This is a genomic window from Yoonia sp. GPGPB17, assembly GCF_037892195.1.
Lineage (GTDB): Bacteria > Pseudomonadota > Alphaproteobacteria > Rhodobacterales > Rhodobacteraceae > Yoonia.
The window spans coordinates 97,942-122,531 of sequence record NZ_JATACI010000003.1; the positions used below are offsets into that span (position 1 = coordinate 97,942).

Here is a 24,590-nt window from a genome sequence, read left to right on the forward strand (position 1 = left end):
TGAATGACTCTGAAGCACGCTGATCAAACTGTATTTGAGGTTTTCATTGGAAGTAATTGCATCAATCGCCGCTCTCGTGACGATCGTCTCTTTTGTGGCCGTGATTTACCCGTTCAAGCCGTATCCCTCTCGGAAGATGGCGTTAGCAGTTCTCGTAGGCTCGTTCGTTGTCGTTGGAATATCTGCGCCCAGCCCAGAAAACCAAGAAGCGGCACCCGATGTGGTGGTCAATGAACAGGAAGATGATGCGGATGTCGTGGTTGAACTTGAGGAAGAGCCAGACGCAGTGGTTGTCACAACGTCATCTCGGGTAGATGACATGCCAACGGAACCCCGAGTACCTACAGAAAGTGAGGTTCAAGACATATTGGCGTTGTTTGACGCTGGCACTCTGAGCTCATGGCGGCAGACCAAGACGGCGATTGCGCAGCTAGAATCTGAAAATGTAGTCACCGACACAATCAAAGATGCATTGGAAAGCCGAATGTTGGATCAGGTCCGGCCATTGCCGGTATCTGACATTGAGGGAAATCTAACCAGATATCGCAATCTGGCTGATCTACGTCCAGACAACGAGAGCTATGCTGAAAAGATCGAGTTCTACGAAACAAAACGGCAGGAAGCGGCCGATCGCGCCAGACGCGAACGGGAAGAAGCGCAAATAGCAGCGATTACGCGGCTGAATGTGAATGAGGACCGCGTTGACCGCATTACATGGTATCAGCACCCGAACAAACCCAGATACACCAACAGCCGGTCTACAGCATATCTCTATATAGGACGTCGAGGTCTGGGCGACGAAGTAAATTCGGGAAGGCCGTGGCTTCGGATGAGGGTCCAGTATGCGGCATCCAGTTGGCTGTTCGTCAACGAGGTAACAGCATATCATGACGGCGTATCAGAGCCGTTGGTTGCTGGGGTGTTCGAAAGAGACAACAACTCAACGATTTGGGAGTGGATGGACGTTGCTCCGGACGACTACCAACTGGAAGTGCTCCGTTCTTTGGCGAATGCTGATGAAGCTTCACTGCGATTCCGCGGTCAGCAATATCATCGTGATGTGAATTTATCGGCTTCAGATAAGCGGGCAATACGCGAAGTTTTGCTGGCGTTCGAAGCGATGCGTTGAAGATCGCCATAGCGAATGATTGGTGAAGACAAATCTTAATCAGGGCTGCGAGTATTGATGTAATGGTCATACAGACTGGTTGTAAGTGTAAGCAAATGAAGGACAAACATCGATGCCATGGGCCCACGGAACATACTTTACAAAAAACGATGAGAAACAAGCCTATGACTTCCTGAAGTCGCAAGGTTTGACTGATGACCAGATCGAAGGGGTCAATCACTGGCACAGATCCCATATCGGTGGACAACTGGCGTTGTGGGTTGGTGTTGCGATGATTGTCGGAGGGCTAATTGGCTTCATGGTCGGTACGATATGAGTGGGGCCGCTCGGCGTAGGTTGACTGCGAGAAGGATGCAGTTCGATGATCGTAAGCCCATATTGCAAACAACGTTGTGGATGCTGACATTCATCTGTTGGACTCCACTGGCTTTCGCTCAAGAGGCGATACTATCGAATAGCGGCGCAACTGACGAAGAAAGGTTGATTGCGCTTACATTGACAAGGGCTTGCAGCGGAGCGAGAGGCGAAATTGACTTCACGGATGTTGTCCGGGCTGACGTTAATGATGATGGCCTAGAGGACATCGTGATCGATCACATAAAGATCCGTTGCTTCGGCGATACCGGCCGGAAAAGCATGTTTTGCGGGGTGGGGGTAACTGCGAAGTAACCATCCACACACGGCAAGAATTTGGCTGGCGCGTTCGATGAGCCGATACAAAGACGTGAGGATCGCGAGAACGATAGTCATAGCAACTGCGTTACTTGGATCATTGAATGTTGGTGGAGCATTCGCTGGCTCAACAAGCTATATTTGCAGCATTGAAGGATCTCATGTGCCTGATCATTTGGGTGATGCCGTTGCGGAGATGCGTTTTATGGACGCGCAGCGTACAGCCATGACGATTGACCGAGAAACGGGGCGGGTCATTCACTCTAGCTTGGGAAATACCAGCTTCAATCATATCATGATTTTGAACTCTGGGTCATCAGATTGGAGCTTCAAAGTAATCGCCGATAGTGGTCAAGGTGGCAACATCAGATACTACGAGGTAGCGGAATACGTCGAAGGTCCGGACAAACCGCTCCTTGTGGTGGCTGATGGGGGATCATACTGGGGAATGTGTCAGTGAATTTGACGACTTCTGAACGAGGGGCGGATTAATGGTTATCATACTCCGGATCGTTGGATGTTGTGGGCTAGTGATCGCTGGGTCCAATGCAGCAATCAAAATCTTCGCTGATGACGCAACTGCACTCCGATACGCAGGCCCTGGCCGAGATCTAGACCTTAATATTTCGATCGCTGTATTTTCTCTTATATTCCTAGCTCTAGCAGCAATCTTGTCAGAGGTTCGTCGGATCAATAGTTCGCAAAATGGTGCTGACAGATGATGACGTTAACGCAGTGGGGTTTGTTAATTGAAGCCATAGGTGTGATTGTCCTTTGGGTTGAATTTGCGACTCGACCAAATCTCAATAGTTTTGCGGATCTTCCGCCACTGCCTGAGCCAGACGCGAGACCATCGCTGTGGGACCGGTGGTTGGCATGGAGGCGGACCTTCAGCCGGAGAACCGCGAACTTGCTTGCGAATCTTGGGCCAGCTCTCTTGCTAGCGGGGTTTGCAATGCAGTTCATTGATCAATGAAGTTTTTCAACAAACGTGCCGACTGCGGCTAAGGACACGCGTTTGCGGGTTGTGAACGCAACATTCCTCTAGTGACCGAGAATGCAGAGTTTGTTGGCAGCGCGTTGACTACCAACTGGACAGTCGGTGTCGGGTCTGGGTCAAAAATATGTGACGTTTAGGCCAGTATGGCGAGACGCCGCGCCATGAATGAAGGTGTAAATTTCGTCGCATCGAGTCAAAGGTTTGAGACATCCTACAGATGCAACTTGTGAAGACCGTCACATCCCCCAATGGTGGGATTCCGACTATCAGTGAAGGAGAGAAAGATGATAGATCAAAAATATAAGATCAAAAACTTGGATGAAGCTAGCCTAGCAATTATGGCCCAAGGCTTTGTATTGGCTCAGATTGCGCAGACAGGCGAGGTCGATATTGAGGCTGTCAGGCAGTCGGTGTTAGCCGCTTGCGAAAACGACATAAATGAAGTTGCTGTGGCTATGGGTCATGCACAACGGGCCGCTGGTTTGACAACGTAAGCTAGGAACAAGGTACAACAATGGATCAAAAAAAGATGAGCGACTTCGCGCGCGCAGTTTGCGAAGCCAGAGATGCTTATGAAGCATGGGTGGCGACCGGAAAGGAAATTGGGGAGATCAGCGAAGGTGATCCGGATTACGTTAGGGTTAGGCGCGCTGGAGAAGTGTTGGGTGACCTTGGGGGGATTACAGCAATGACAGCTGCACTGACGGGGTTCTACGAGGGCGAGGCTGAGTACCTGGAAGCGGGTCGAATGTTGAACTGGCTTTGGGATGGGCTACACGGTTGGTATGGATGATTTCTCAAAGAAAGGTGTAGATCAATGAGGCTGTTCGATAGCGATTACTTCATGATTCTTTGGAAAAAACCAATTCGTGCATTCGAAATAGCACAAGGCATCAAGGTTAGAGCCCAACTCGCGGAAATGACCAACACCCTGTTAATAGTAGGGGCAGCTCTCATTGTAAGCTCTCAGCTGCTTCTTGGTGTCATCTTGGCTGTAGCAATTTTACTATCATTGGTGGGTGCTTTTCTAATTCTAGCCGCTGGGTGGCTGCAGCTGACGTTTAAGAGACGTGTTGGCAATAGTGATGATGTATGAAGCAACAGCCAGCGGATAATGAACCTCGATCCAAACATTGGCATGTGCTGGCAAGGATGTTTTGCATCTCAACGGTTTTCTGGGCAACCGGAGCGATGTCGGAAGTGAGAGTCCGTGATGCAGACACAATCGTTGTGAATGGAACGCCGGTCAGACTGAATGGGATAGACGCACCTGAGTTGGCTACTCGGGCGGGGCAGGATTCCCGCCGATGGATGGTAAATTTCCTGCGAGATAAGGTGGTAGTGTGTGATCTCAACGGGGAGAAAACTCATGACCGTTGGGTAGGGATTTGCTTTGCCGACGGTGAAGACGTTGGGGCGGCCGTCATTGCCGCGGGATATGCGCTCGACTGCGAAAGATACTCAGGCGGTCGATATGCGCATCTCGAAACGCCGGCGGCCAAGTCGAGACTGACAAGGGCAAGATACTGCTAGGTTGCCGACGACAACACCAAGGGCACTTGCGAAGAAATCGTCAAGGCAGGCAAAAAGGACACTTCGCATTGAACGGTTCGTCCTGAAGTAGAAAGGAGGTCGAATGTCTGATATGATGAACACATGTTGCATTCTGTGATCCATAATACTCGCCGTCGCGGCATCTTGGGAGCTTTGTTGGGCGCCCTGGCTCCATATGCCTTTTGGGCGTATGAGAACGGAGTTGCATTGGGCGGCGACAGCAACCTGATCGTTTTCGTATGCATGGTGAGTGCATTCTTTGCCGTCTTAGGATACGGCATCTTTCATGGTGGTTTTGGCCGCACCAAGACGTTTCCTAGCCGAGGGTCTGCTGGCATAGATCTTGATGAACTTGACCGGTCTAATCAGAGTGGTGCTTACGAGTGGATGCGGGAAAGCCACAACAGAAACTATCACGAAATGAATAGATGAGCGCTCAGCGCTCATCTACGGTGCGACCAGAGAAGACATGGTTGCCAATATCGACTGTCCCGCCGCTTTCAGCCTCGGTGGCTTTCTGCCAAGTCGGCTCCAGATTGCTTTGATGACCGTTATTCACATAATCCTGCATTCCGGCCGGGCTATAGTAGTGTGTTGCGCCACCTGTAGGATCGATAGCATTGCCTGAGAAAACGTCATCAACAACGTCACCGATTTGGCGGTAAAGCTCTGAATCGGTCCGAAGGTCCCGTCCAATGTTGTTGCCGGTCCCGTCCGTGTTCCACGCGGAAAACTGGTTGGGAGCAAAGACAACGGCGGACGCATCATTGGGATGACGATCGTCGTTCACTCGATTGCGAATGACTGAAGCAACTGCGACCTGGCCTTGACGGGTTTCTGAACCTGCTTCAGCTGCAATGGTGCGAATGACCAAGTCACGATCACCAGCATCGAGGCTGATAGAGTTAGGTGCATTTGCGGCGGACGGCCGCCACTCAACTCTATTGCCGTCTTGGACTAACTCGCCCCCAGGAGCTCTGTCAATCAGTTCGCTTCGGCACCATTGGCCCAAGAGTTGGTGTTAGCTTGCGCGTTGCGGTTTAAGCAATGTTGGACGCTCGACCTTCGATTCCGACGGCACCGGTCCCAACGTCATCAATTTTACCTGACTGATAGAGAATTTCGGTTTCTGCAGCCACTGATCGTTCTGCAAGTGGAGCATGTTCCGGCATCATGTGATTATATGGGAAACCAGGCACGGGAAGATCGCCATGACCCGGATCTGCTGGTGTACCAACGGATCCACTTAAATCACCTTGAATTTGTGGCTTCACCATCTCGTCAATGTAGCGCGCGGAGAATTCGCCCCGGAGCTGAGCCAAACGGGGATTGTCAGTGCGACCGTTCATCAACTCAGCGACTTGACCAGCATTCATGCCTTTGTCGTCGATCATCCAGCTCGCAAAAGCACCGGAGACATCAAGACGACTGTCGTAAAAGTCGCTTTGCGCACGATCGGCAGCCTCACTGTAGCTGTTGGCGGTTCGAAAGTAATTGTCTGCAGTGCGGCCTTGACGTTCAATATCGTCAACTGTGTCCCTGAAACCGTTGTCGCCGGTCGTGTTCAAATTACCACTCTCGGTGTGACTGGCGGATTCAGAAGCGCGAGAAAGATTACTTATGGCGTTATCGATGCCTTGACGGCGGCTCGCTTCGGTAATTGATGAATAGTTCTCAGCTGACACACCTTGTCTTTCGAGGCTGGCACGCACACCGGCTGACAACCCGCCCCATCCAATACCTGCGCTTGCATACGTACCAACCTGGATAGCTGTTTGACGGGATATGGCGTGAGTTTCGGCGAAGCGATCTAGGACTTCCATAGATTCGGTCAAAGACGCCCTTTCTTCCGAACTCGTGTTGACGCCAGTACCGGTTGACCAGGCCTCACCAGTCGTGATGGATTGCATGAACGAGCTGGTGTTCGAAGAAAGTTCCGACACGGATCGCTCAAAAGTCTGGCGCAAGTTGCTTCCTGTCTCGCGCAAACCGGTTGCAGTATCACGTAGAGATGAAACGACGCTCTGACCGATGGACAGATTTGCGGCCGTGTTCACCCGAGAACTACCGCCATCAATGCCAACAGATCCATTCGCGTTCGTGGTAATCAGAGAACCATCCTGCCCATAATAACTTGAGCGTCCCGTATCTGTGAATGGAGAGGTGACATTACGATTGGCTGAAGTGTTGTCATAGGAGACGTTGTTCCGCGCGTAGTTATCCATGCTCACATTGCGGAAATTACGGTTGCCAACGCTTGCATTGCCATAAGAGAGATTACCTGTCGCCATTTCGCGACCGGTCTCAGACGCGGCGCTCTGCGATACTGCCAACATCGACGTAGCAAGACCAACCATCTTCTGGGTGCCAAAGAAGATTGCAGCAGCAACGAATGGAACAGACATCATCAAATAGCCAGCCATCACGGCGACATCTTGACCGATAGAATAGACCCCAAAGTGATTGGCCCAGTTCATGACGCTGTCGGTGTAAGCACCACTGGTCGAGGCGGAGGTAATGGTCTGAAAACGCTCCACGGAGGCGTTCATCATCAAAGAATGAAGAATTGCCGAAAGGGGCTCCCAGGAGGCCAGCCACACAAAACCACCAAAGTAACCCCGGACAACGGTGAGAGCGAATGGCGTCATCATAAGAGCCAGGGCGATTGGAAACGCGCCATAGTAAAGGTTCTCGAAGACGATCTTGAGGTAGGGAACCCAACTCAGAGCATTGGAACCAATCGCCTGATAACTCGACCTAGTTTGAACTTCGGCGCGCGCTGACTGAAGGTGTTGCAGAGCGGCTGCGTTGCCGGTTGCGGATATGCCACGATTTGCTGCGTCATCAAAGGCTGCAATCAGCATTGATTGCTTGATGTGGTCTTCAGCAGCGGTAGACGCATAGCCAGCAAAAGTCGCAAAATCGGATATCGTCGCCCGCAAGTCATTGATGGCAAGAGTGGGATCACCACCTTGGAAGGTCGACGCCGCTTGTGCCCCCAATACGACGTCCACCTCAGCATTGATTTGACCGACAATATCGGGCCACCCGTCTGCACAGGTCCGCGTAGTCTGTGTAACGACATCATAGTAAGCAAGTGACGCCGGCATGTTGGCCGTGATGGTGGCTTCTAGGTTTCCAGAACGGGTCACAAGTTCGGGTGAGATGTAGCGAAGATCGACGGCATCGATAACACATTGATCAAAGAAGTTTGTTAGGTTTTCGTGCACGCTTGATGTAACGGCACGCCAGCGTGCGGATTTCGTCATCAAAGTTGCGCCAAATAGCATTCCGTGACGCTGATAGGCGAGGTTGGTAGGAGGCGAGAAAAGCGTTTCCATCTGCGTGGTCAGAACATCCGACACGCGCGATGTGAACGAGCCAACATAGGCAACGGAGGTAGGTACATTGTCTACCGTCGCAAACCATAATGGACCCTTTGTCTTGTCGAAAATGATGACGTCCGATTTGTCAGCGACACTCAAACCGCCAACAAGGCCTATCACGACGTATGCCTTGACCGCTTGTTTGAAATCACCGCCAAAGACGAGCTGGAAAACCAGAACAATTAGCCCTACCAGTAAGGCCAAGTTTACCATCGCCAGAGCATTTCCGGTATTGAAGAACGCAGCAACGGCGTTGAGCGTGGTGGTTAGATACTCGCCACCACCCGTTGAGTAAATTTCCAGCATATCAGAACTCCACTACTTGTGTGGCCAGCCATCCCGCGCGCTCTCCAGAGAGCGTAGACTGTACGCTCATCAGTCTGGTCAGGGTAGCGACGGCATCATTGAAGCGCTCAGCAGCTTCACGACGCATGGCGGAGAAGTTCGAATAGCTGTCGGTAACCTGCTCACGATACTCGCCAAGCTGTGGGCCCAACCCTTCCGTGTTGCCTGCGAGTTTCAGCATCTCTTCAAGGGCCTCGCGAGTGTAAAGCATCGCAAAGTCTAACGCGACCAGTTCGGCCATCAGAGCGATCTCATCACCGACAAACTCGTACTTGTAAGAACGGGCAGTCTTCAAGATTTCATAGACCGGCACTGACGTCATACCAATCAAACCCTCTGATCCAGTTGGCAAATCAGTGTCGGTCGCGAGCGCATTGTTGATGCCTTCAAGGATCTCGGTCACCCGGGCATACAGTGCCTGGTCAGCGGCAAGGGACAAAGTTGCAAATGTTGGGTTCAGGCAGCGATCAGCGGGATCAGAATCACAGCGCAACACCTCGACGTCACCACCCTCAACCATTGTCCGGATCATCTGCGATGAAAATGCGCGAGGGGGGTAGTTGGTGTGAGAGCGCGGCGTGTCATCGTCTGTGCCACCAATGACGATGATCGTACCAGTGATTGTCATGAAGAATTCGGCCAGCTCATCATCAGAGGCAAGGAACGTGTTGTTGCGCGAGGCTTTCCAGGCATAGTTCACATTGACCGGCAGCTGCGCCTGCATTTCGGGATCACCGGCAGCGAGAGTGCTAGTATGATCACCGCCCGTACCACACCCATGACGGGCCCGGGCACGGTCAGCCACCAATCCGCTTTGGGTCGCGATTGACTGACAAATATGCTGGGAAGCGGCGTCAGTTTGCGGCCAGACAGAAGCGACGAGCGCTTGACCCGCTTCGCAGGAATTGATGTTCATTGAATTTACCTGCTGCTGCAGGTCACGCAGCTTGCCTACCACTTCCTGAACTGCAGGAGAGAGGCTTTCCAAAGCCAACTCAAAGGCAAAGCCAGAGGCATTCGCCATGATCGCTTCCATCATTGCGATCAACTCATCAGCAGACAGGAAAGAGAAAGCACCGCCGAAGATATCGATGCCACCGCAACCAGATCGCACACTAGGAAGCTGAATGGAGGCAAGCTGGCTGTTGCGGGGTTGCGTCCGCACATAAAGGGAGCCCAATGAGACGTAGCCAGCGCGTTGACCATCATAGGCGGATGGCCTGGTCACATTGACGCCGCCAGATGAGCGCGACCAGAAATCAGCGAGGTCACTTTCAACTTGCGAAAAAGCTGCACCTGGTGCCAGCAACGAGACAGAAACTGCCAAGGCCGAGAGCGGAAACTTAATCATAGAGTTCTCCTTCTGGAATGCTGGTAATGATGCGAATGCGATCCAAGACTATGTCTTGGGTCATCAGGCCTGACGCCAATGAGATCGACCTGTCCAGAACGTGGTTCTACCAACGCTAGGAATGGAGACGGAACGTCTGCGAAACCAAGGTTTTGAACTTCGCCTTGATCGACTTTACTGTCTGGAAACGTCGGCAAGACGATGCCATCCCGCGTCACAGCCAAAACTGAGACTCCATACTGTTGAACGAGGGCTTGAAGGACTTCGCCTTGCGTGGCGCAAACGAGGCAAGACGGTGAACCGTCATATACGAACATGAGCGCGCGTTCCGTCGTGGCTGTCTGAAACGCGGCGTCACGATCAACATCGAGCCTATCTTGATAGAGATTGCTGCCAATCTGAGACAGCGGCCGATCGACGTTTGCATCGAGGCTCGGGTTCGCGAATAAGCTGCGCTGCCACACTTCAGTGAACAAGCCTGCCTGCCGGACCATGGCCGCCTGCGCTTCCATGTAGGCGACAACGTTGTCCGAAGTCGGTTCGAGTATTGCGCGATGCTTCAGCTCATCGAGTTGGACGCGATACTCTTCAATTTGCTCTGTGTAGGTTTTCGGAGGAGCGGCGGCGGGGCAGGGGGAAGTTCCGCAGCCGCCTCCGGCTCCTCTTCAACCACTGCGTTGGGGTCGCAGTAGAAGTTCCAGCCCTGGGTTCGCTGATCATCGCAGGCGAAACCACGACCCGAAGTCGGTTCTGTCAGATCGGCAAACGCGGGAGCAGAAACGGCCAGCGTGGCGAGGAAAGCGAAGCCAAACAGGTTCATAGGACCGAGCTTTGCTGAAGAGCGGAAGACAGCCGGGTCACGAAATGGCGCATAGTCCTGACACCGCCGAATTGGTGCGTGATGCGTTGATGTTTGCTGTTGAAGATCAAGACCTGCGGAACAGACTGAAAATGGGACGTTAGCGGATGACGCAGGCCATCTTCAAAGGTTGTGAATGGCAATACTGGTTGCCGATCCATTGACGCCACGAGCACATCGATACCTGCTTGCTCCTGAAGCTGTTTCAAGACCGGAGCGATGGCCGCACAGTATGGACACGTGCTTTGAGCAACAAAGATCACACCCAACCTGGAAGGTGATGCATTGGCCGCCTGAGCTGACAGCAGAAGTGCTGCAGGCAATGCAGCAACAAACTTACGCCTATTCATAGACATCTCGGACCTCCGGCTGTGAAAGAAGAATGTTGTCCTGGATCAACCCCGAAAGATCGGAGGGTGCGATTGATCCAACACCCTCGAAGGCATCACCGAATGCAGACGAGAAATCGATAAGGCTCCAATCGATGGCTTCCATCTCGTCCTGTGTCATCGCGCGGCAACTGAACGAGCCATACAACTGACGAAGACCTTGCTCTGAGATAATGCGGGCGATGCGGCTGTTATAAGTGCAGTAACGACGTGAACGCTGAGCACAGACAAATAGGAGGCGTCGAGAGCAATAAGTACTCATGTAAACGGCAGCACCAGCCTGTTTAGCACCGTACAAAGCAACTTCCCCTGAGTTACATTCAGCGATGGTACCAAGTGCCCATCCAGAATCGGCACAACAGTTGATCGTTCCCAAAATACCAACACGGCAGCGGCGGCGCGTCGCGCTAAAATACTGAACGTCAAAATCCCCGTCGACGTTGCCAAGTAGACGATCGATGATGGACATATCGTGCTCAAACTCACTCGCCATCGTGTTCAGAGCTTCGATGCCGACGAGTGCGACACCAATATCATCGTTAGTATCGTGCGGGATCGATTGCGTTACACCGCCTACAGTCACATTGACGGCTTCGCATGTCGCATCGAACGCCTGACTATCAGGGGAACCGCATTGGTATGTCTGCTCAAAGGCGCCACAGATGCCATCTTCGTCCATCGAGTAGCAAACGGAGTTGGTCAGGCTGCAGCCGGCATCGCTTTCTAGTGCTCCGCAATCACTGGTGTACTCTGTCGAAGCGCAGGTCCACTCCGTCTGTTCTTCAGTGCAATCCATCGGGACAAGCTCATCATTCACAACTTCGACCGAAGGCCCGGCAGTACAGGTTGTCACGGGCGCTCCACACAACATTGATGAAAATCCATCTTCACAGGTTTCAGACCATGTGATGATCGGGTCATTGATGATGATGGCACCAACAGGGTTGCCAACAACTGTCATCGGCTCATCGCTTGAGCAGACAAACTCTGAAACGCGCCTGAAACACTCACCAAAAATGAACAAAGACTCACATTCATCTGAAGTCATTGTGCAATAAGAGGCTGCAGTGAGATCATCGTGACAGCTGCTATCATCCCCAAAGATGCCACCCAGTGTCTCGCAGCGGTGCGCCTGCGTCTTAATGACCGTGATTTCCGCCGTTGAGGTGCAAACCGATGTCGTCTGTGTGCGGGAACGATTGCAAACCCGCTGCAAGAGCGGGGCATCTTCAAAGTTCTCCACGCTGCAGGTCCCACCGGATGTCGAGAAGGTCGAAGGATCAATCAGTGCTTCAGGATTAGACACAGCGCCATCAGCAACACCCAGTAGGCTTTGATCAGCGGCTGACACACTCCAATCACTGACGTTGTTCGTAAATGTTGAATACGCGTTGCCTTCCGCCGTATCCGAGCCGGACATAATTAGCCCACCATCTTCGAGATCCCCGGTCCCCATGTCCGACAGGGGTAGATCGGTTTCAACAGGGACAGCGAGCACATCTTCAGCCGTTGACCTGTCGTAATCCGTGAAACGTTGAGCGTTCCCCAACGCATCTTGAGCAAGGCCTTGGTAGTCAACATCAGACTGAGCCCAAGAAAACGAAGGCAATATGAGCAATGCTAGAACAATTCCTCTTATCATTGCTCAGACTCCAAAATCACTTGAACAGGAACTGCATTTGCAGTTTCGCCCTTGGCAATCACTTCCAAGAGAAATCGAAGGGGCACATTGCCAGCGGCACGATCATGCTCCGGAACTACATCGGCATCGCAACCTTGGGTCTCACAGACATCGAGATTGACCATCGTTGAAACGAGCGTAGGGACTGCTGAAACCTCAAAACGTGTAAAGAGCGTCGGATCAATTATGAACCCTTGAGAGATATCAGAGCCTTCGTATACAGAGCGAACACGCTCCTCAGTTGCCAACACCGAGTTGTCGACAAAGCCATTGAACACGACGGGTATGCCTAGATCAGCTGCATCAGTCAGAACAGCTTTCAATGACGGTTCGGGCATCGAAAACGAAGCAAAGACAAACACGCCGCCAGGATAACGACGATCTTCACCGACACCCTCTGGTAGGTCCCCAGGACCAATGTTCAGCATCTCGCGTACGCGACCATTTTCGAGGCTGTCGAGGGCGCGCGCGGTGATATCATCGGGAAGGTCAAATTCCTGTTGAAGAAGGCGCAGACGCGACTGGAGATCTTCTCCAATCGCATCCGCCTCTTCCATACGATCATCAATCAAGGCTCCGTGAGTGGCAGTACTTGGCAGTTGATCGGCGGAAAGAGAAGAAGCTGAAAAGCCAATGAGAAGGGTTAAAGTGCGCAGCAATTTCTCTTCCTCCAAAATAGATATCCAAAAGACTCACCCACGTAGGGGGTCTCTTTGAATCGGTCGTAAAACTGGGTGGTTGCCCCAATGGGCGCACATGCGTAGCGGCCGGACGTGGATGGGAAGGGTCGCGTAATCTGCCGCCGATATTGGCTCTTAGGGATAATGGGTGCGAGCTGCGGTGTGCAGAGCGAGGTGTTTGATGCCGTGCGCTGTGCCAGCAACATCCGATGCATGCGCGCAAGAAGCTTTGCCGAAACGACCGATGTTGCTTGGACACCACCAGTATGATTGTTGGCGTCACCGGTCACGGGATAGAGCGGACCAGAGCAGCCATCGCACCAAAACAACTCATCAAGTGGAAGGTTGCCAGATGAAGCAACGGCGCAATCGGCAGCACAGGCACCTTGAGCAATCGGATTGGCAAACAGCAGGGCTTCTGGGTTCAAAAGTGTCGAGAGCTCCGCATCCATCCAGAGGGGATCAAGCTCGCTCATCCACGCAAGATCAAATGCTGTCGTCTCCAGGCAAAGGGCATCGATCGTTGTTCCCAACATCGAAATCAGCGGGTAGTAATAATAATGCGCGTGCCACTTGGACCCGTTGTCACCACCATTGCTCGCGTTGACGCTGGTCCTGCCGCGTGAAAACAAACCGAAATCGACGTCGAAGCCAAGGTTTGAAAAGCACCCAGTTTCGTTGGATACATCAACCAAACGTGCAGGTTCCCAAATGCCGATCGACAGGCCAATGCGAGGGATCGGAAAAGCCGGGCAGACGCAAAGCGGAAAATTTGGGTTGTTTGTGTCAGGACGTGATGCACCAAGGTTCATAGAAAGAGCACCAACGGAAATCGGGAAAATGCAATCCCAGCAGACTTCCGTGATTGGATTGAGGAAGCGCGCATTGCATTTGGCTTGGGCCACATTGGCGGACATGAAAATCGCCACAATGGCGGAGAAGATGAGTGGTGCGAGGCGTTTCACTTGTGCCACCCCGCTTTTTTGTCACCAGCATCCCGAATATTGTGTTGGCGATTGTAGGCTTCTTCACGCCAATCTTCGGGCCAATAGCTAGTGAATTCCTCAATTTGAGTATCGTCGAGATTAAGTGTCGAGGTTGAAACAAGCTCAGCGGATAGCAGTCCTTCGGGATCGGCAAGCTGGCCTGCAGCATCTGCATAGTCAGGCTGCCCGTCATCGGTCAGAAAGTCTTCGCCGAGGGTTCTTAGTTCAGACCCATCGTCTTCAATCGAAAATGACTGGGTATCGGCGCAAACAAGCCTCGCGATGGAAACAAGCCGCTTCGCCTGATCGCTTGTTAACATGTATGTCTTGGTCACTTCGACAAAGACGAAGTCATCATTCGTAAGTTTGCTCATCGATCAGACCCTCCTGTGACTGGGATTTCTTCAACCATCATCAAAGGATCAGCACGGCTGACCACGGAAGGGACCACAGTCAGGCCAAAGCGCGCGGAGATCACCCCTCCCTGGTCGAAGTAGAAGAGCTTTTGGTGGGTTTCTGTCAGCTCCAGTGGCGCACCATTGACGAGGATGATTTTCACGGGTTCCTGATCGGCCAGATTGACAGCAAAGGCGACCTGATCGGAATCGTCACCATCTATAAACACCAGCCGCTGATTGAAGCGGCTATGCTCAAGCGGGTTCACACGAGTACCGGCGCGGGCAAACACAACCCCGCGATGGTCTGCAAGATCGCGATCCAGAATGATGGAAAGATCGACATTATAGCTTCTGTAAACCTCTGCAGGGCGCATACCGGCGACGGGGATCGGCCTGTTGACCCTGGAACGCGCTTTTTCCTGCATATCTTCCTGCATTTGCGCGAGTTCGCCATTCGATTCCATCTCGGAAAGGCGACCCAGAATGGTATCAAGAACGGAAGGCTCTTCGACCGGGAACAATGCGCCGAAAACGCCATAGTCAACCGCATGAGCAGGACCGGAAAGAAACAGAACTGAAGCGAAGACACGCAAGAAGGATTTCACAGCCCTGCCTCCCGGAAATCGGCCATCACAGGAAGAGGCCAGCCGCGCCCGATCAACTGATCTTTGGAAATAAGACCAATCACACTGTAGCGACTGTCGAGACTATCTGGTGAAGTGCCAAAAACAGCGTAGTGGCCATCTGGTATGACGCCGGGCGCAATCCTGGCAGCAACCGGCTGACCGTCCTTAATCCAAAGCGGGTAACAATGATCGTTGACGCACGGACTACCATCGGCATCTATCGTGATTTCATCGCCTGGCAGCCCGCCAATCCGCTTCACAAACTGAAACTCACCAAATCGATCCTGAAGGATTTCCGGCATCTCAGCAGCAATAACAGTGCCATGGCGAAGCAGAATTGGATGTTCAAACACAACAAAAGCAGGTTCTTCCAGCGACTGTGACGCATTCATGATGAGATTGAACTGATCCACCACAAAGATGCAGCCAACGCCAAAAATGATGGTCCCGTATCCAAATGCGCGGCGTGCGCGGGAAGGCTTACGTTTGGTTGATTTGGTCTCAGAACTGTCAGTCATTGTAGAAGCCCCGTTTGTTGAAGAAGGTCAGGGGTGATGTCGCGCACACCGCCAAGAACGGCAGCTGAATTGACGATCATCAAGCCACGCTCGCTTGCGTATGCTTGGACAATGGGATCCAAGTTGGCGTTCAATACTCTGACACGCGCCTGCAGCTCTTCATCAGATACATCGCGGCCCTGCGCATCAACGAAACCACGGATGAGATCAGCTGCATCAATAGAAACGATTTCAGGGCGCCCCAGATTGCCGGTACGATCCAACACCGTCAGGGTGATTGCGACGTTCACAAGAGCGAAACAGGCGGCCCCGCCCAAAAAGCCGATAAGGTTGGTTATGTTAAATAAGTCAGTCGTACTGACCTTATTTTTGTGGTCAGGCATCGGATTTCTCTTCTTCAGAACTCTCGTTATCAACCGGCGGACTAAGAGCAGAGGCACCGGCAACCAGACCAAATGTAAGAGGTACCAACATCATAAAACCTGACACCAAAATGTGCTCCTGCATGTAGCCACCGCGCCACGCATCGGGGACCTCAGCCAAAGTCAAGACAAGAAGAATTATGAAAAAGACGAGCGAGCCTAAAAGATACACAAAGCTCACAGCGGACGGCTCAGTCGATTTTGATTGATCGGTCATTCGATATGCTCCTTAGACGATGAAAAATTCTTATTAGAATGCGCTTTGGAGCGCCCTGCATCATGGACAAAACCAAACCGACGAAACTCTTTAGAGAGCTTCCGCCAAACCCAGCACAGGCCGTCGAATGTGAACATTGCAATGGTCGCAACACCGACCATAGCCAGCCAAATAGTGAGTCCATCAAGCATCAGATGACCTCCCCGCTCTCAACAAGCTGTTCGAGGGCGTCACCCATGTTCATGCCACGCACATTGACCAGGTCATTAAGTTTCTGGACCATGTGTCCTGTGGTCGAGAAAATCGCCAAGGAGTACTTATCGAGGAGAAGTCGACCAAAGAGCCAGCCTTCCGGGCCGCGAATGCCGCACTCGGAAAACTGGCCTTTGACGGAGGTGAGTGATTTCAAACTATGCGCAATGCCTTCAGGGGCATTCAGCCGCCCGTCAGCCACAAGCTGATCGATGACCTCTGGTTTCTGCGACAGAAAGATGGTCCAGTCACTGTTTTGAAGACAAACGAGTGCAGCCGGATTTTCATAGTAATCCAGCATCGATTGCGTGCCAGTAATCAATGCTCCGGTGTATTTGCGGGCGCGCCGAACCACGCCTTCGAGAAATTTCGCCGTCTCAGCACCAAGCATGTCCCAAGCTTCATCGATCAGGATGGCGACACGGGTCGAACGATCCGTTTTGAACATGAGTTCTGTGCCGAGGAACATGATGATCTGCAGAACAACGGCTTCGAGATCCTTCTGAGACTTCAGCTCAGACATCTCGAAAACAGTGAAGGCGCTATCGATCGACACGTTTGAAGGCCCGTCAAACATTTCACCGTATGTCCCGCCGACCGCGTAACGGCTCAGCTTGGTGATAACGTCAATCAAGCGAGGTTCTTTCTCGACGTTGGATTTTAGGATGCCTAGAACTTCGGTGACGTTGCCATCGTTGCCGAGCTTGTCCCACACTTCAGCACAGGCCAATTCGATAAACTCTTCCTCAATCCCGGAAACGCGACCTTCGCGCTGCTCACCCAGGTTGGCCATCGTTGCGATCACGCGAGTGATCAATTCCAGCGCTTCGCCCCGATACTCGATTGAATCCATGTGTTCAGCACTGAGCATTGCGAATGGATTGAGACGAAACTGACTGCCAGATCCGATACTCAGCCAATCGCCACCAATAATTTCACAAGTAGTCTTGAACGACTGTCCATCATCGATGACCAAAACACGGCCACCACCAGAGTAGATTGAAGTGACCAGTTCCTGCATGAATACTGACTTACCGGCACCCGACTTACCAACAACCGAAACGTTGTAGTTGCCGGAAGAGCGATAGTTGTCCCAGTCACACAATTGGCCTTGGCGACCGCACAACAGCAAACCTGTGTACTCTCGCGCACCAACAAATTCACCGTGGATCGGAGCCAATGCGGTGACTGCAGCACCCTTCCTCTTTTTCACACGAGAGGCTTTCCGCATGTCTTCGATACGTGGGCCACTGGCCTGAAACGGAAGACCTGCGAGAAACACTGGGAGCTGAAGAAAGTTGTCTTTTTCCAACGTAACGCCGACCATCGAGTAGATTTTGCGCATCTCGGACAAGGCCGCAGTACTGTCATCAACGTCACCGCGCGCGTAGGCTGAAACGGTCGTTAGTGTCTCAAAGATACGTTCGCCACGTTCGAGCTGACTTTGAAGGCCTTCAAACTCAGCATCTTGCTCCGGCAAATCCGACATCCACTTCCCGAAGTTAGTCGTTTTTGCGTGTTCAAGTTTCGCACGTTTTTTGACCACCTCAGACATACTCTGACGGTTTGGTTTTGAACGGGCCGTTAGACATGTCAAAACCGGCCCATGAGGGTTATCATCTGGCCTGTCGGGCGAGCCATTAAACAATGATCCCAGCGCTGCAGCCCACTCGTGCGGGACCATGCGGACCGTCGCAGAAGAGACGGACAACTCTGGAGAATTGAGGAAAGACATGCCGTCGCTCGCGACGGCCAAGCCAGCACCCGGCAGTTGATAGTTCAGTGGGACATCATCGTCATAAACAAGTGGTTCTGCAGACACAGACCCCCGAGTGTGCAGCATCTCTGAAAGGAGCTCCAAAAAAACACTAGGCTGCACGTTCACGCAGAGCTGGTCGCCACCCATCGCAAGGATGAGGTTGCGGCGGAATTCCTTCAGACCTTTCAGCTGGCTTTGCGACGGATCCCCATCGACCCACCCAGAAATCAAAATGCGACGCGAATGTGGAACGCACTTCATATGGCCATTCGTTCCAAAGCGAAGGCTGTTGAAGTGACCAATCCGCCGTTCGACCATCTTGCGCATTAGTGGGGTTTGAATGTGGCGCTGGCTGGACCATCTGGTAAGATTCGGCATGAGATTTGGTGATGCCCAGGAAATGAATTGAACTGTTCCATCGGGTGGGCAGTAGCTGGAAATGGCTGTTTGAAGTGTCCGAAACACGTCGGCACCAATGACCGGTGGCGTCTCAAGAAGAAAGCCGACAGTCCCATCGTTGTGGAACAAATTGTCCTCTGGATCGTACACACGGTAGGACAGGAGATCAGAAAAAACATGGTCAACAAAAGACTGCCGATCTTCCATGGTGAATGGGGCATCATCGAACAGTGACGACATAAAGTTGGCAAACCCTCCCATTATCTTGCTCCCCAGCGCGCTTCACGGACAACAAAATGGGCGTATGTACCTTCATGAAGGATTTCGGCTTCGTCGAGATATGGAGGCAACCATAAACGGCCCGTCTTTTCCGGGATTCTATACTGCGCCGACTGATAAGCAGCCCCGCCCGCGGGAACACCAGATACAGCAGACCCAGGCTTGCCACCGGTCAGGATCGGTTGCGTCAACTGGTCGTTTTGACTGTCTTGCTGGTTTTCAGAAACGGTTGCGCCGCCGATGACGCCAGATCCATCAATCTCGGCCATCGTTCTACAAGGCTGTCCCGTCTGTGCACCACACAGGAAATTCTTTTCAGTGCTGCTTTCACCACAGTCTAGCCAAAGCAACGGCGACGACAAAAATGAGTTGGCGGTTCATTTTGAGTTCTCCAAATATGAGGGGAGCATGGGGCCACAAAACGGTTCATGCTCCGCGCATGCGCTAACAAACGCGCACAAGATCAAGAGGCGGAACCTACTCAAGGTTCACGCCTTCCATGAAGACGAGTTCGACTTGTGTGCCACCGTAGAGCGACACGACGGGCTGATACTGTTCTGCGCGTTCGATGTAGTACTCACTGAGGCGATTAGCGGCGCCGCTAACACCACCGGCAGCGGAAGACGCACCCGCACTATTGAGCACATCTTCGAATGACGTCGCTTCAGCACCAGAAGCAGCATCACCGACACTCTTGATCCCGTCTGCCAAACCACCAAGCGCGCCTGCAATTGCTGCATTGTTGATCAATCGGCCTTCGCGCGACACAACCAAACCACGCGCACCAGCCTTGCCAGCGCCGCTCATGTAGCCAGCAACATCCCGTTCGAACACCCGACCGCCCGACTGAACACAAGACAGCTTCAAAAGCCGGACATAGACACGCTCGGAACTAAGATCACCTCGCGCCGACCCGGTGACAGTGCAACCAGTCAAATCAATCGTGTGGCCCTGAGTGGAACGTGTCCCAGCTGTGATCGCAGGAGACGTAATCCGGAAAACGACTGGCACAGGTTCAGCCTGACTTGTCACCGATGTCGAAGCATCAACACCAGACAAAACGATGGCCGGAGCATACGAACCTGCAGGCAAGTAATTCGACAGATGCGGAGGTACATCCTCCTCTTCTGCAGCACCACCCGAAGACGTCAGTGTGAATTGACGTGAAAACGGGATAGGTTCGAAACCAGGTGTGGTCCCTGACGCCGCTGCGCCAGTCCCAGCCTGTCCTTGTATGGGAAATGTGCCACCAGAGTTATTGTTTGGTGACGTCTGCGGCCCAAGCGGACCATTTGCAGGGGGACGCACAGCAGCTGGCGACAGAAAATCTGCCACCATATCACTGCCTGGGAGGTTGAACCCCGTACTTTGAGTAGTGCCTGACGCGGGATTGTGTGCGCCCCCCTGCCCTGCCTCAAGCCGTTGCTGCAGAGCATTGATTGTCTCCTCATATCGCGAGAGTATTGCGTCGTATTCACTGGCCGTTTGAGCCTTCTCAGCTTCATGATTTTCGACCATTGTTTGGACCGAAGTCTCCAGGTTGACGTACTTGTCGCGAAGGTCATCAAGTTCTGTGGCCGCATCCTTAATCCAAGACATTTCGGGTGCAGCAGCACGGGTACGATCGGCGATCATTGTCGTTGTCACACCACTTTCTGACTGCCCAATCGGAAGACCTGGTGTACTGCTATTGAGTGTCTGACTGACGACAAACATCGCACCGAGGCCAACGGCACCACACATGCTAGCGATGATCAGTTGCTTATTTCTGCGAGACGTATTGCTCATCTTGTGTCCTCCACAACAATCACCCAAACCTTCCCACCTGAAATTACGCGGTCCACGTAGACAGCGAGGGTACGGCTAGATCGATAAAACTGACGTTCGGCGGGGATCTGACCACTCCGGGCGCTAACGACAGAAATGCGAGCAATCAGGCCTCCAGCCGAATAGGAAGCAAAGCTGCCAACGCGCTGTCCAGAGGCAGGACGATTGCCAATCCGAGCGGCATATGCTTGACGAGTGAAACTGACCAAATTTGAGGTACGGGAAGAACCACTGCCACCTGAGTTAACCGCAAAACCTGATGCATTCGGGGAGGAATTAGCTTGTTGAGACGGGGCAGACGATGACGATACACCGCGCAGGGTCACCAGAACGGTGTGGTTTTCCAGATCGGTTTTTGGGTTCATGGTGAAGCCAATCGTATGGCCGGTCTCTGTCACAATGTACCCACTCTCCGAAGTGGGCTGACCACCTGCGAACCGCAAAAACACATCGCCAGTGCCTTCATCGTTCACCATCTCAAAGTTGCTCGAACTCTGAAGGATCTTCGAGATACGGTTATCGACAACAGAAATGCGCGTTGGACCCGTCACAGATACATCGAATGAGATGTTTTGATCTGGTCGCGTTGTTAAACGAACCGTGTCTGCAACCACCGACGATGCGAACAAACAAACACAGATCAGAAACGAAATTGGAGAGAAACGGTTCATGACGACGGCTCCTCAACAGTCATTGAGGCCAAGCGTACCGAAGACGCTTCTTCAACGAAGATCAGGGTGATAACCCGTTCTTCCCGAGTAACGCGCTGGGTTTCGATAAAGGTGGAAAGGTTACCAGTGACCACAATACGCAAACCATCGAGGTCATGATCAAGTCGCTGCGGAAAGAAGGTTGTTGAGATGCGGCGTTCACGAATGTCTTCGGCGACGGCATCAAATGCATCCAACAAACGTGGACGGTCACGCACACTCGAAAGCCGCTCGACAACACGCCGACCATAAGCCGCAGTCTCAGGTGAGACATTGTAGAAAGCGTAAACAGCATCCAGAGCTAGAGATTCAACATACCGCGAATCCACAGCGCCAGCTGCAACCATTCCGTCGCTGATGCGCGAAGGAACAAGAACAGTTGTGCGCTGGATTTGGGTGTAAGAACCCACCAGCATGACGATAACCACAAGTTCGGCGAGCGATATAATGATGAAAAGGTTGCGCATACCACGCGAAGAACGCAACTGACGTGCTTGTTGATTAGGGCTCATGACTATCCCCTCCAATGGACCACATCCGATCGCGGGAACGACCGATATGGCGAGATTTCAGGAGGCAAAAACCAATATGCGGCGGCCTTCAGCCGCTCGATCCCACCTTCCCCTTTCAGACGCCGCCAAAGGCCAAAAAGAATCAGGCCAATCACAATACCAGCGATAAGGTTGCGACCTAAGAACCCGACAAAGCATGGGCCAAGAAACATCGCAGCATCGTCAGCAGTGAAGAAAAACAGGCGCCCGGGTACTTCGAGCTTTTGTTCAATCAGAACAATGTTAGAATTATCAGACATCTTGATCCCCCATGATCAAAGTTGATGTGGGCCCCGCCGCCAACTGCGGAGCCCACGGACCCAGCTTTAGACTGGGCCGACACCGTCAAGGGGGACGGATGGAACCTCGGCAGCGGCTGTCAACATATCGACAGTCGCTGTCACACCACCGATGCCGTTGATGATTTCAACGCCATAGCCGATCAGGAACGCGATCATCACGCTTGAGATGACCCACTTCCAGTTCGATGTGACGGCATAGACGCCGATACCAATGATCAGCGAAACCAGCAGCATCAAAGCACCGAAGTTGCCGCCGAGCATTGTGTTGAGGTCGCCAAGCATCGTTGTGAACGATGCATCGATGCCTGTACCGGCACCGGCAGCTGATGCAAACGAAGGAGCCAAAACGGCCGCCGTCACAACAGCCAGACGGCCATAGTTGGATAGGATAAGTTTTTTGAACATAGTTTCTTCCTCTGTTGGGGAGAGCAACGCGCCCTCGCCCCAGGGTAGAAACATCGATAGTCAAGATGCAAGAGAAAAAGTGACAAAGATTATTTTTTACACCATTACGTTTTGTACTCATCCGGAAAATAGGTAAAAAATGTGATGACTCCGTTGCTCAGATAGGCAACATTGGAAGCCAACAAAAACAGGCGATCCGGGCAAGTATGAAGGCTGAAGCATTGAAGAGCGCAGAACTAGACCAAATACTATCAGTGAATGCTGTGTTTTGGGATCAAGCTGCCGACCTAGTAGCCGCCGGATATCAGGTCAATGCGTACCTGCGTGAAGGCGCCAAGGGCTATAACGTCACTTTTTCGAAGAACAACGAAGCAAAGACGCTCGTCGCGATCGATAAGAAATCTACGTCAGCAGTCCCAGCTGAGGTTGAGGGAATTTCACTATTTCAAATAATGGCAACGCATAGCGATGTGGACAGCTTTGTGCTTCCCCTGATCCCATTCGGCGAAGAGCCCAAAGAGGCGAAGAAATGCGTAATCAGGATGCAGAGGCCAAACCCAAAGATCCTCTGGACACTCGAAATCGAAGGCAAATCGTTAAAAGGTGACAGGAACAAACCTTTAAGAATAGGCGCATTCGGAGGAGTGATTGACACAGCTCGTTTTGCGACAGCAACAACAGCAGAACTCATAATCAGCCCGGCGACGAGACAATACTTCCAGGCGAGGCTTCGAAGGAGCCAATGGGTCAGCGAAGAACTTGCAAAAAAAGACCTAAATCTAAGGACATGGTGTCTTGAGAAGGGCCATAAGTACCACGCCTTCTATCATGTCCTTCAAAGAGGTGATGACATCCCAGATGTGAAAAACCAACTAGCGCGGATAGCCAAACGCAAAGTACTAGAAATGTGGCCCAAGATAGATTGGGGATAGCCTGGAAAAGCATGTAAAGTGATCCATCATGTGCAACCTCTATTCAGCGACATCAAGTGTCGAAGCCATGCGAGAACTGTTCCAGGTCAAACCTGACATGGATCGCTTGGGTAACGCTGAACCAAAAACAGCCATATGGCCGAAATACCCAGGACCCGTCGTCCGCATCGCGGAAGATGGTGAACGCGAACTTGTGGAGATGAATTGGGGATTTCTGACCAAAAACGTAAGCAAAAAGACCGGCAAGGAACTAAAGCCGCAGGCTTGGAACAATGCGCGCGATGACAAAGTGAGGACCAACGGGCTTTGGAAGAGCAGTTTCTTAAAGCGTCGATGCTTGATCCCGGCCAGCAGTTTCCGGGAAGCAAAAGGCAAACGTCCGGCGAATGACTTCTGGTTTGCAGTCAAAGGTGACGAACCACGACCGCCGTTTGCAATGGCTGGACTGTGGCAACCAACGCCACCTGCCTTGGCGACGTCGCTTGATGCGCCCACCGGCCTGTCTCACACTGTGGTGACGACAACGGCCAATGAAATCGTGCGGCCAGTGCATCCACAGCGGATGGTGGTCATTCTTGATCCGTCTGACTATGAAACCTGGCTTACTGGATCAAAAGAAGAAGCATCCGCGCTACTGCGGCCTTACCCCTCAAACAAAATGGAAGTCGTCATGGAGGGGGTCGGCATTCTGACGGACGATGTGGTTAACAGCTAATGTGATTACACAGATTTTTGTTCACTTTGTGTTCTCTTTCTCTATATCTCGATTATGCCCTCTTCGAGACCCCCAATTCGTGCTCACCCTGCAAAGCCGTTCCGGACGATCGCGGACGCAGCAAAAGCAGGTCAAATTGTTGAAATAAGATGCAATCTATGCCAACGGGGCATGAATTTCATGGCGTCTGATTTGGTTCAGGTCATAGATCCAGCGCACCCAATGCATATCCCGCCATTTGCGTGC

32 protein-coding genes are annotated in these 24,590 nt (G+C 52.3%); 10 read left to right on the plus strand and 22 right to left on the minus strand.

All coding sequences use genetic code 11. The annotated features are described in order from the left end of the window. Positions 1–46: 46 nt before the first annotated feature. From QTO30_RS20900 to QTO30_RS20935, 8 genes are all read left to right on the plus strand, one after another. Positions 47–1,129 (plus strand): hypothetical protein, encoded by a 1,083-nt coding sequence (locus QTO30_RS20900; RefSeq protein ID WP_340426094.1) that lies wholly within the window; start codon positions 47–49, stop codon positions 1,127–1,129. Positions 1,130–1,241: 112 nt separating this feature from the next. Further along, positions 1,242–1,445, plus strand: coding sequence for a hypothetical protein (locus tag QTO30_RS20905; protein ID WP_340426095.1), 204 nt, complete (start codon positions 1,242–1,244; stop codon positions 1,443–1,445). 519 nt (positions 1,446–1,964) lie between these two features. Beyond that, positions 1,965–2,261, plus strand: coding sequence for a hypothetical protein (locus QTO30_RS20910; protein ID WP_340426096.1), 297 nt, complete (start codon positions 1,965–1,967; stop codon positions 2,259–2,261). A gap of 824 nt (positions 2,262–3,085) precedes the next feature. Next, positions 3,086–3,295 (plus strand): hypothetical protein, encoded by a 210-nt coding sequence (locus QTO30_RS20915; protein WP_340426097.1) that lies wholly within the window; start codon positions 3,086–3,088, stop codon positions 3,293–3,295. 35 nt (positions 3,296–3,330) lie between these two features. After that, entirely contained in the window at positions 3,331–3,594 is a 264-nt protein-coding gene (locus QTO30_RS20920; RefSeq protein ID WP_340426098.1) for a hypothetical protein, read from the plus strand. A 24-nt stretch (positions 3,595–3,618) separates the two neighbouring features. Then, the gene (locus tag QTO30_RS20925; protein ID WP_340426099.1) at positions 3,619–3,897 is read left to right on the plus strand and encodes a hypothetical protein; all 279 of its coding nucleotides are present in this window, start codon (positions 3,619–3,621) and stop codon (positions 3,895–3,897) included. Between the two features lie 95 nt (positions 3,898–3,992). Next, positions 3,993–4,334 (plus strand): thermonuclease family protein, encoded by a 342-nt coding sequence (locus QTO30_RS20930; RefSeq protein ID WP_340426173.1) that lies wholly within the window; start codon positions 3,993–3,995, stop codon positions 4,332–4,334. A 123-nt stretch (positions 4,335–4,457) separates the two neighbouring features. Beyond that, on the plus strand, positions 4,458–4,787 hold the full coding sequence (locus QTO30_RS20935; protein WP_340426100.1) for a hypothetical protein: 330 nt from the start codon (positions 4,458–4,460) through the stop codon (positions 4,785–4,787). 4 nt (positions 4,788–4,791) lie between these two features. On the opposite strand, the gene QTO30_RS20940 is transcribed toward QTO30_RS20935, so the two are convergent. From QTO30_RS20940 to QTO30_RS21035, 22 genes are all read right to left on the minus strand, one after another. Then, a complete protein-coding gene (locus QTO30_RS20940; RefSeq protein ID WP_340426101.1) occupies positions 4,792–5,367 on the minus strand; it encodes a cell wall hydrolase in 576 nt (191 codons plus the stop codon). 28 nt (positions 5,368–5,395) lie between these two features. Then, the gene (locus QTO30_RS20945) at positions 5,396–8,047 is read right to left on the minus strand and encodes a conjugal transfer protein TraG N-terminal domain-containing protein (protein WP_340426102.1); all 2,652 of its coding nucleotides are present in this window, start codon (positions 8,045–8,047) and stop codon (positions 5,396–5,398) included. A gap of 1 nt (position 8,048) precedes the next feature. Then, positions 8,049–9,437: a conjugal transfer protein TraH gene (locus QTO30_RS20950; RefSeq protein ID WP_340426103.1), complete on the minus strand. Its 1,389-nt coding sequence runs from the start codon at positions 9,435–9,437 to the stop codon at positions 8,049–8,051. Then, a complete protein-coding gene (locus tag QTO30_RS22185) occupies positions 9,434–10,030 on the minus strand; it encodes a conjugal transfer protein TraF (protein ID WP_445327202.1) in 597 nt (198 codons plus the stop codon). The genes QTO30_RS20950 and QTO30_RS22185 overlap by 4 nt, the downstream gene beginning before the upstream one ends. Continuing rightward, positions 9,997–10,257: a hypothetical protein gene (locus QTO30_RS20955; RefSeq protein WP_340426104.1), complete on the minus strand. Its 261-nt coding sequence runs from the start codon at positions 10,255–10,257 to the stop codon at positions 9,997–9,999. The genes QTO30_RS22185 and QTO30_RS20955 overlap by 34 nt, the downstream gene beginning before the upstream one ends. Further along, positions 10,254–10,652, minus strand: coding sequence for a conjugal transfer protein TraF (traF, locus tag QTO30_RS22190; protein WP_445327201.1), 399 nt, complete (start codon positions 10,650–10,652; stop codon positions 10,254–10,256). The genes QTO30_RS20955 and traF overlap by 4 nt, the downstream gene beginning before the upstream one ends. Beyond that, positions 10,639–12,327, minus strand: a complete 1,689-nt coding sequence (gene traN / locus QTO30_RS20960; protein ID WP_340426105.1) for a conjugal transfer protein TraN — start codon at positions 12,325–12,327, stop codon at positions 10,639–10,641. Before traN ends, traF begins: the two co-directional genes overlap by 14 nt. Next, a complete protein-coding gene (gene trbC, locus QTO30_RS20965; RefSeq protein ID WP_340426106.1) occupies positions 12,324–13,040 on the minus strand; it encodes a type-F conjugative transfer system pilin assembly protein TrbC in 717 nt (238 codons plus the stop codon). Before trbC ends, traN begins: the two co-directional genes overlap by 4 nt. Continuing rightward, positions 13,010–14,011: a conjugal transfer pilus assembly protein TraU gene (traU, locus tag QTO30_RS20970; RefSeq protein ID WP_340426107.1), complete on the minus strand. Its 1,002-nt coding sequence runs from the start codon at positions 14,009–14,011 to the stop codon at positions 13,010–13,012. Before traU ends, trbC begins: the two co-directional genes overlap by 31 nt. Beyond that, the gene (locus QTO30_RS20975) at positions 14,008–14,406 is read right to left on the minus strand and encodes a hypothetical protein (protein ID WP_340426108.1); all 399 of its coding nucleotides are present in this window, start codon (positions 14,404–14,406) and stop codon (positions 14,008–14,010) included. The genes traU and QTO30_RS20975 overlap by 4 nt, the downstream gene beginning before the upstream one ends. Further along, complete coding sequence (gene traW, locus QTO30_RS20980; protein ID WP_340426109.1) at positions 14,403–15,035, minus strand: type-F conjugative transfer system protein TraW; 633 nt, start codon at positions 15,033–15,035, stop codon at positions 14,403–14,405. The genes QTO30_RS20975 and traW overlap by 4 nt, the downstream gene beginning before the upstream one ends. After that, entirely contained in the window at positions 15,032–15,574 is a 543-nt protein-coding gene (locus QTO30_RS20985) for a S26 family signal peptidase (RefSeq protein ID WP_340426110.1), read from the minus strand. The genes traW and QTO30_RS20985 overlap by 4 nt, the downstream gene beginning before the upstream one ends. Next, complete coding sequence (locus QTO30_RS20990) at positions 15,571–15,957, minus strand: TrbI F-type domain-containing protein (RefSeq protein ID WP_340426111.1); 387 nt, start codon at positions 15,955–15,957, stop codon at positions 15,571–15,573. The genes QTO30_RS20985 and QTO30_RS20990 overlap by 4 nt, the downstream gene beginning before the upstream one ends. Beyond that, positions 15,950–16,213 (minus strand): hypothetical protein, encoded by a 264-nt coding sequence (locus QTO30_RS20995; protein ID WP_340426112.1) that lies wholly within the window; start codon positions 16,211–16,213, stop codon positions 15,950–15,952. The genes QTO30_RS20990 and QTO30_RS20995 overlap by 8 nt, the downstream gene beginning before the upstream one ends. Then, positions 16,210–16,404, minus strand: a complete 195-nt coding sequence (locus tag QTO30_RS21000) for a hypothetical protein (protein ID WP_340426113.1) — start codon at positions 16,402–16,404, stop codon at positions 16,210–16,212. The genes QTO30_RS20995 and QTO30_RS21000 overlap by 4 nt, the downstream gene beginning before the upstream one ends. Then, on the minus strand, positions 16,404–18,884 hold the full coding sequence (locus QTO30_RS21005; RefSeq protein ID WP_340426114.1) for a TraC family protein: 2,481 nt from the start codon (positions 18,882–18,884) through the stop codon (positions 16,404–16,406). The genes QTO30_RS21000 and QTO30_RS21005 overlap by 1 nt, the downstream gene beginning before the upstream one ends. Further along, complete coding sequence (locus tag QTO30_RS21010) at positions 18,884–19,171, minus strand: TraV family lipoprotein (RefSeq protein WP_340426115.1); 288 nt, start codon at positions 19,169–19,171, stop codon at positions 18,884–18,886. Before QTO30_RS21010 ends, QTO30_RS21005 begins: the two co-directional genes overlap by 1 nt. Before the next feature lie 208 nt (positions 19,172–19,379). Then, a complete protein-coding gene (locus tag QTO30_RS21015) occupies positions 19,380–20,690 on the minus strand; it encodes a TrbI/VirB10 family protein (RefSeq protein ID WP_340426116.1) in 1,311 nt (436 codons plus the stop codon). Beyond that, the gene (locus QTO30_RS21020) at positions 20,687–21,400 is read right to left on the minus strand and encodes a TraK domain-containing protein (protein ID WP_340426117.1); all 714 of its coding nucleotides are present in this window, start codon (positions 21,398–21,400) and stop codon (positions 20,687–20,689) included. Before QTO30_RS21020 ends, QTO30_RS21015 begins: the two co-directional genes overlap by 4 nt. Beyond that, positions 21,397–21,951: a TraE/TraK family type IV conjugative transfer system protein gene (locus QTO30_RS21025; RefSeq protein ID WP_340426118.1), complete on the minus strand. Its 555-nt coding sequence runs from the start codon at positions 21,949–21,951 to the stop codon at positions 21,397–21,399. Before QTO30_RS21025 ends, QTO30_RS21020 begins: the two co-directional genes overlap by 4 nt. Before the next feature lie 2 nt (positions 21,952–21,953). Then, positions 21,954–22,250: a type IV conjugative transfer system protein TraL gene (gene traL, locus QTO30_RS21030; RefSeq protein ID WP_340426119.1), complete on the minus strand. Its 297-nt coding sequence runs from the start codon at positions 22,248–22,250 to the stop codon at positions 21,954–21,956. Positions 22,251–22,316: 66 nt separating this feature from the next. After that, a complete protein-coding gene (locus tag QTO30_RS21035; protein ID WP_340426120.1) occupies positions 22,317–22,697 on the minus strand; it encodes a hypothetical protein in 381 nt (126 codons plus the stop codon). Positions 22,698–22,903: 206 nt separating this feature from the next. On the opposite strand from QTO30_RS21035, the gene QTO30_RS21040 reads away from it, so the two are divergent. Next, the gene (locus QTO30_RS21040) at positions 22,904–23,629 is read left to right on the plus strand and encodes a hypothetical protein (RefSeq protein WP_340426121.1); all 726 of its coding nucleotides are present in this window, start codon (positions 22,904–22,906) and stop codon (positions 23,627–23,629) included. A 28-nt stretch (positions 23,630–23,657) separates the two neighbouring features. After that, on the plus strand, positions 23,658–24,344 hold the full coding sequence (locus QTO30_RS21045; protein WP_340426122.1) for an SOS response-associated peptidase: 687 nt from the start codon (positions 23,658–23,660) through the stop codon (positions 24,342–24,344). Positions 24,345–24,590: the final 246 nt, after the last annotated feature.

What these genes read in the sequence shown, in the direction of transcription:
- QTO30_RS20975 (WP_340426108.1), bottom strand. Translation starts at nt 14,406, where the DNA reads ATGAGCAAACTTACGAATGATGACTTCGTCTTTGTCGAAGTGACCAAG.
- QTO30_RS20955 (WP_340426104.1), bottom strand. Translation starts at nt 10,257, where the DNA reads ATGAACCTGTTTGGCTTCGCTTTCCTCGCCACGCTGGCCGTTTCTGCT.
- QTO30_RS21000 (WP_340426113.1), bottom strand. Translation starts at nt 16,404, where the DNA reads ATGCTTGATGGACTCACTATTTGGCTGGCTATGGTCGGTGTTGCGACC.
- traF (WP_445327201.1), bottom strand. Translation starts at nt 10,652, where the DNA reads ATGTCTATGAATAGGCGTAAGTTTGTTGCTGCATTGCCTGCAGCACTT.
- QTO30_RS20905 (WP_340426095.1), top strand. Translation starts at nt 1,242, where the DNA reads ATGCCATGGGCCCACGGAACATACTTTACAAAAAACGATGAGAAACAA.
- QTO30_RS21005 (WP_340426114.1), bottom strand. Translation starts at nt 18,884, where the DNA reads ATGGGAGGGTTTGCCAACTTTATGTCGTCACTGTTCGATGATGCCCCA.
- QTO30_RS20935 (WP_340426100.1), top strand. Translation starts at nt 4,458, where the DNA reads ATGTTGCATTCTGTGATCCATAATACTCGCCGTCGCGGCATCTTGGGA.
- QTO30_RS20985 (WP_340426110.1), bottom strand. Translation starts at nt 15,574, where the DNA reads ATGACTGACAGTTCTGAGACCAAATCAACCAAACGTAAGCCTTCCCGC.
- QTO30_RS20990 (WP_340426111.1), bottom strand. Translation starts at nt 15,957, where the DNA reads ATGCCTGACCACAAAAATAAGGTCAGTACGACTGACTTATTTAACATA.
- QTO30_RS20945 (WP_340426102.1), bottom strand. Translation starts at nt 8,047, where the DNA reads ATGCTGGAAATTTACTCAACGGGTGGTGGCGAGTATCTAACCACCACG.
- QTO30_RS20995 (WP_340426112.1), bottom strand. Translation starts at nt 16,213, where the DNA reads ATGACCGATCAATCAAAATCGACTGAGCCGTCCGCTGTGAGCTTTGTG.
- QTO30_RS21035 (WP_340426120.1), bottom strand. Translation starts at nt 22,697, where the DNA reads ATGTTCAAAAAACTTATCCTATCCAACTATGGCCGTCTGGCTGTTGTG.
- QTO30_RS21025 (WP_340426118.1), bottom strand. Translation starts at nt 21,951, where the DNA reads ATGAGCCCTAATCAACAAGCACGTCAGTTGCGTTCTTCGCGTGGTATG.
- QTO30_RS20930 (WP_340426173.1), top strand. Translation starts at nt 3,993, where the DNA reads ATGTCGGAAGTGAGAGTCCGTGATGCAGACACAATCGTTGTGAATGGA.
- QTO30_RS20925 (WP_340426099.1), top strand. Translation starts at nt 3,619, where the DNA reads ATGAGGCTGTTCGATAGCGATTACTTCATGATTCTTTGGAAAAAACCA.
- QTO30_RS20920 (WP_340426098.1), top strand. Translation starts at nt 3,331, where the DNA reads ATGAGCGACTTCGCGCGCGCAGTTTGCGAAGCCAGAGATGCTTATGAA.
- QTO30_RS21015 (WP_340426116.1), bottom strand. Translation starts at nt 20,690, where the DNA reads ATGAGCAATACGTCTCGCAGAAATAAGCAACTGATCATCGCTAGCATG.
- QTO30_RS20950 (WP_340426103.1), bottom strand. Translation starts at nt 9,437, where the DNA reads ATGATTAAGTTTCCGCTCTCGGCCTTGGCAGTTTCTGTCTCGTTGCTG.
- QTO30_RS21045 (WP_340426122.1), top strand. Translation starts at nt 23,658, where the DNA reads ATGTGCAACCTCTATTCAGCGACATCAAGTGTCGAAGCCATGCGAGAA.
- traL (WP_340426119.1), bottom strand. Translation starts at nt 22,250, where the DNA reads ATGTCTGATAATTCTAACATTGTTCTGATTGAACAAAAGCTCGAAGTA.
- QTO30_RS21040 (WP_340426121.1), top strand. Translation starts at nt 22,904, where the DNA reads ATGAAGGCTGAAGCATTGAAGAGCGCAGAACTAGACCAAATACTATCA.
- traN (WP_340426105.1), bottom strand. Translation starts at nt 12,327, where the DNA reads ATGATAAGAGGAATTGTTCTAGCATTGCTCATATTGCCTTCGTTTTCT.
- QTO30_RS21020 (WP_340426117.1), bottom strand. Translation starts at nt 21,400, where the DNA reads ATGAACCGTTTCTCTCCAATTTCGTTTCTGATCTGTGTTTGTTTGTTC.
- QTO30_RS21010 (WP_340426115.1), bottom strand. Translation starts at nt 19,171, where the DNA reads ATGGCCGAGATTGATGGATCTGGCGTCATCGGCGGCGCAACCGTTTCT.
- QTO30_RS20915 (WP_340426097.1), top strand. Translation starts at nt 3,086, where the DNA reads ATGATAGATCAAAAATATAAGATCAAAAACTTGGATGAAGCTAGCCTA.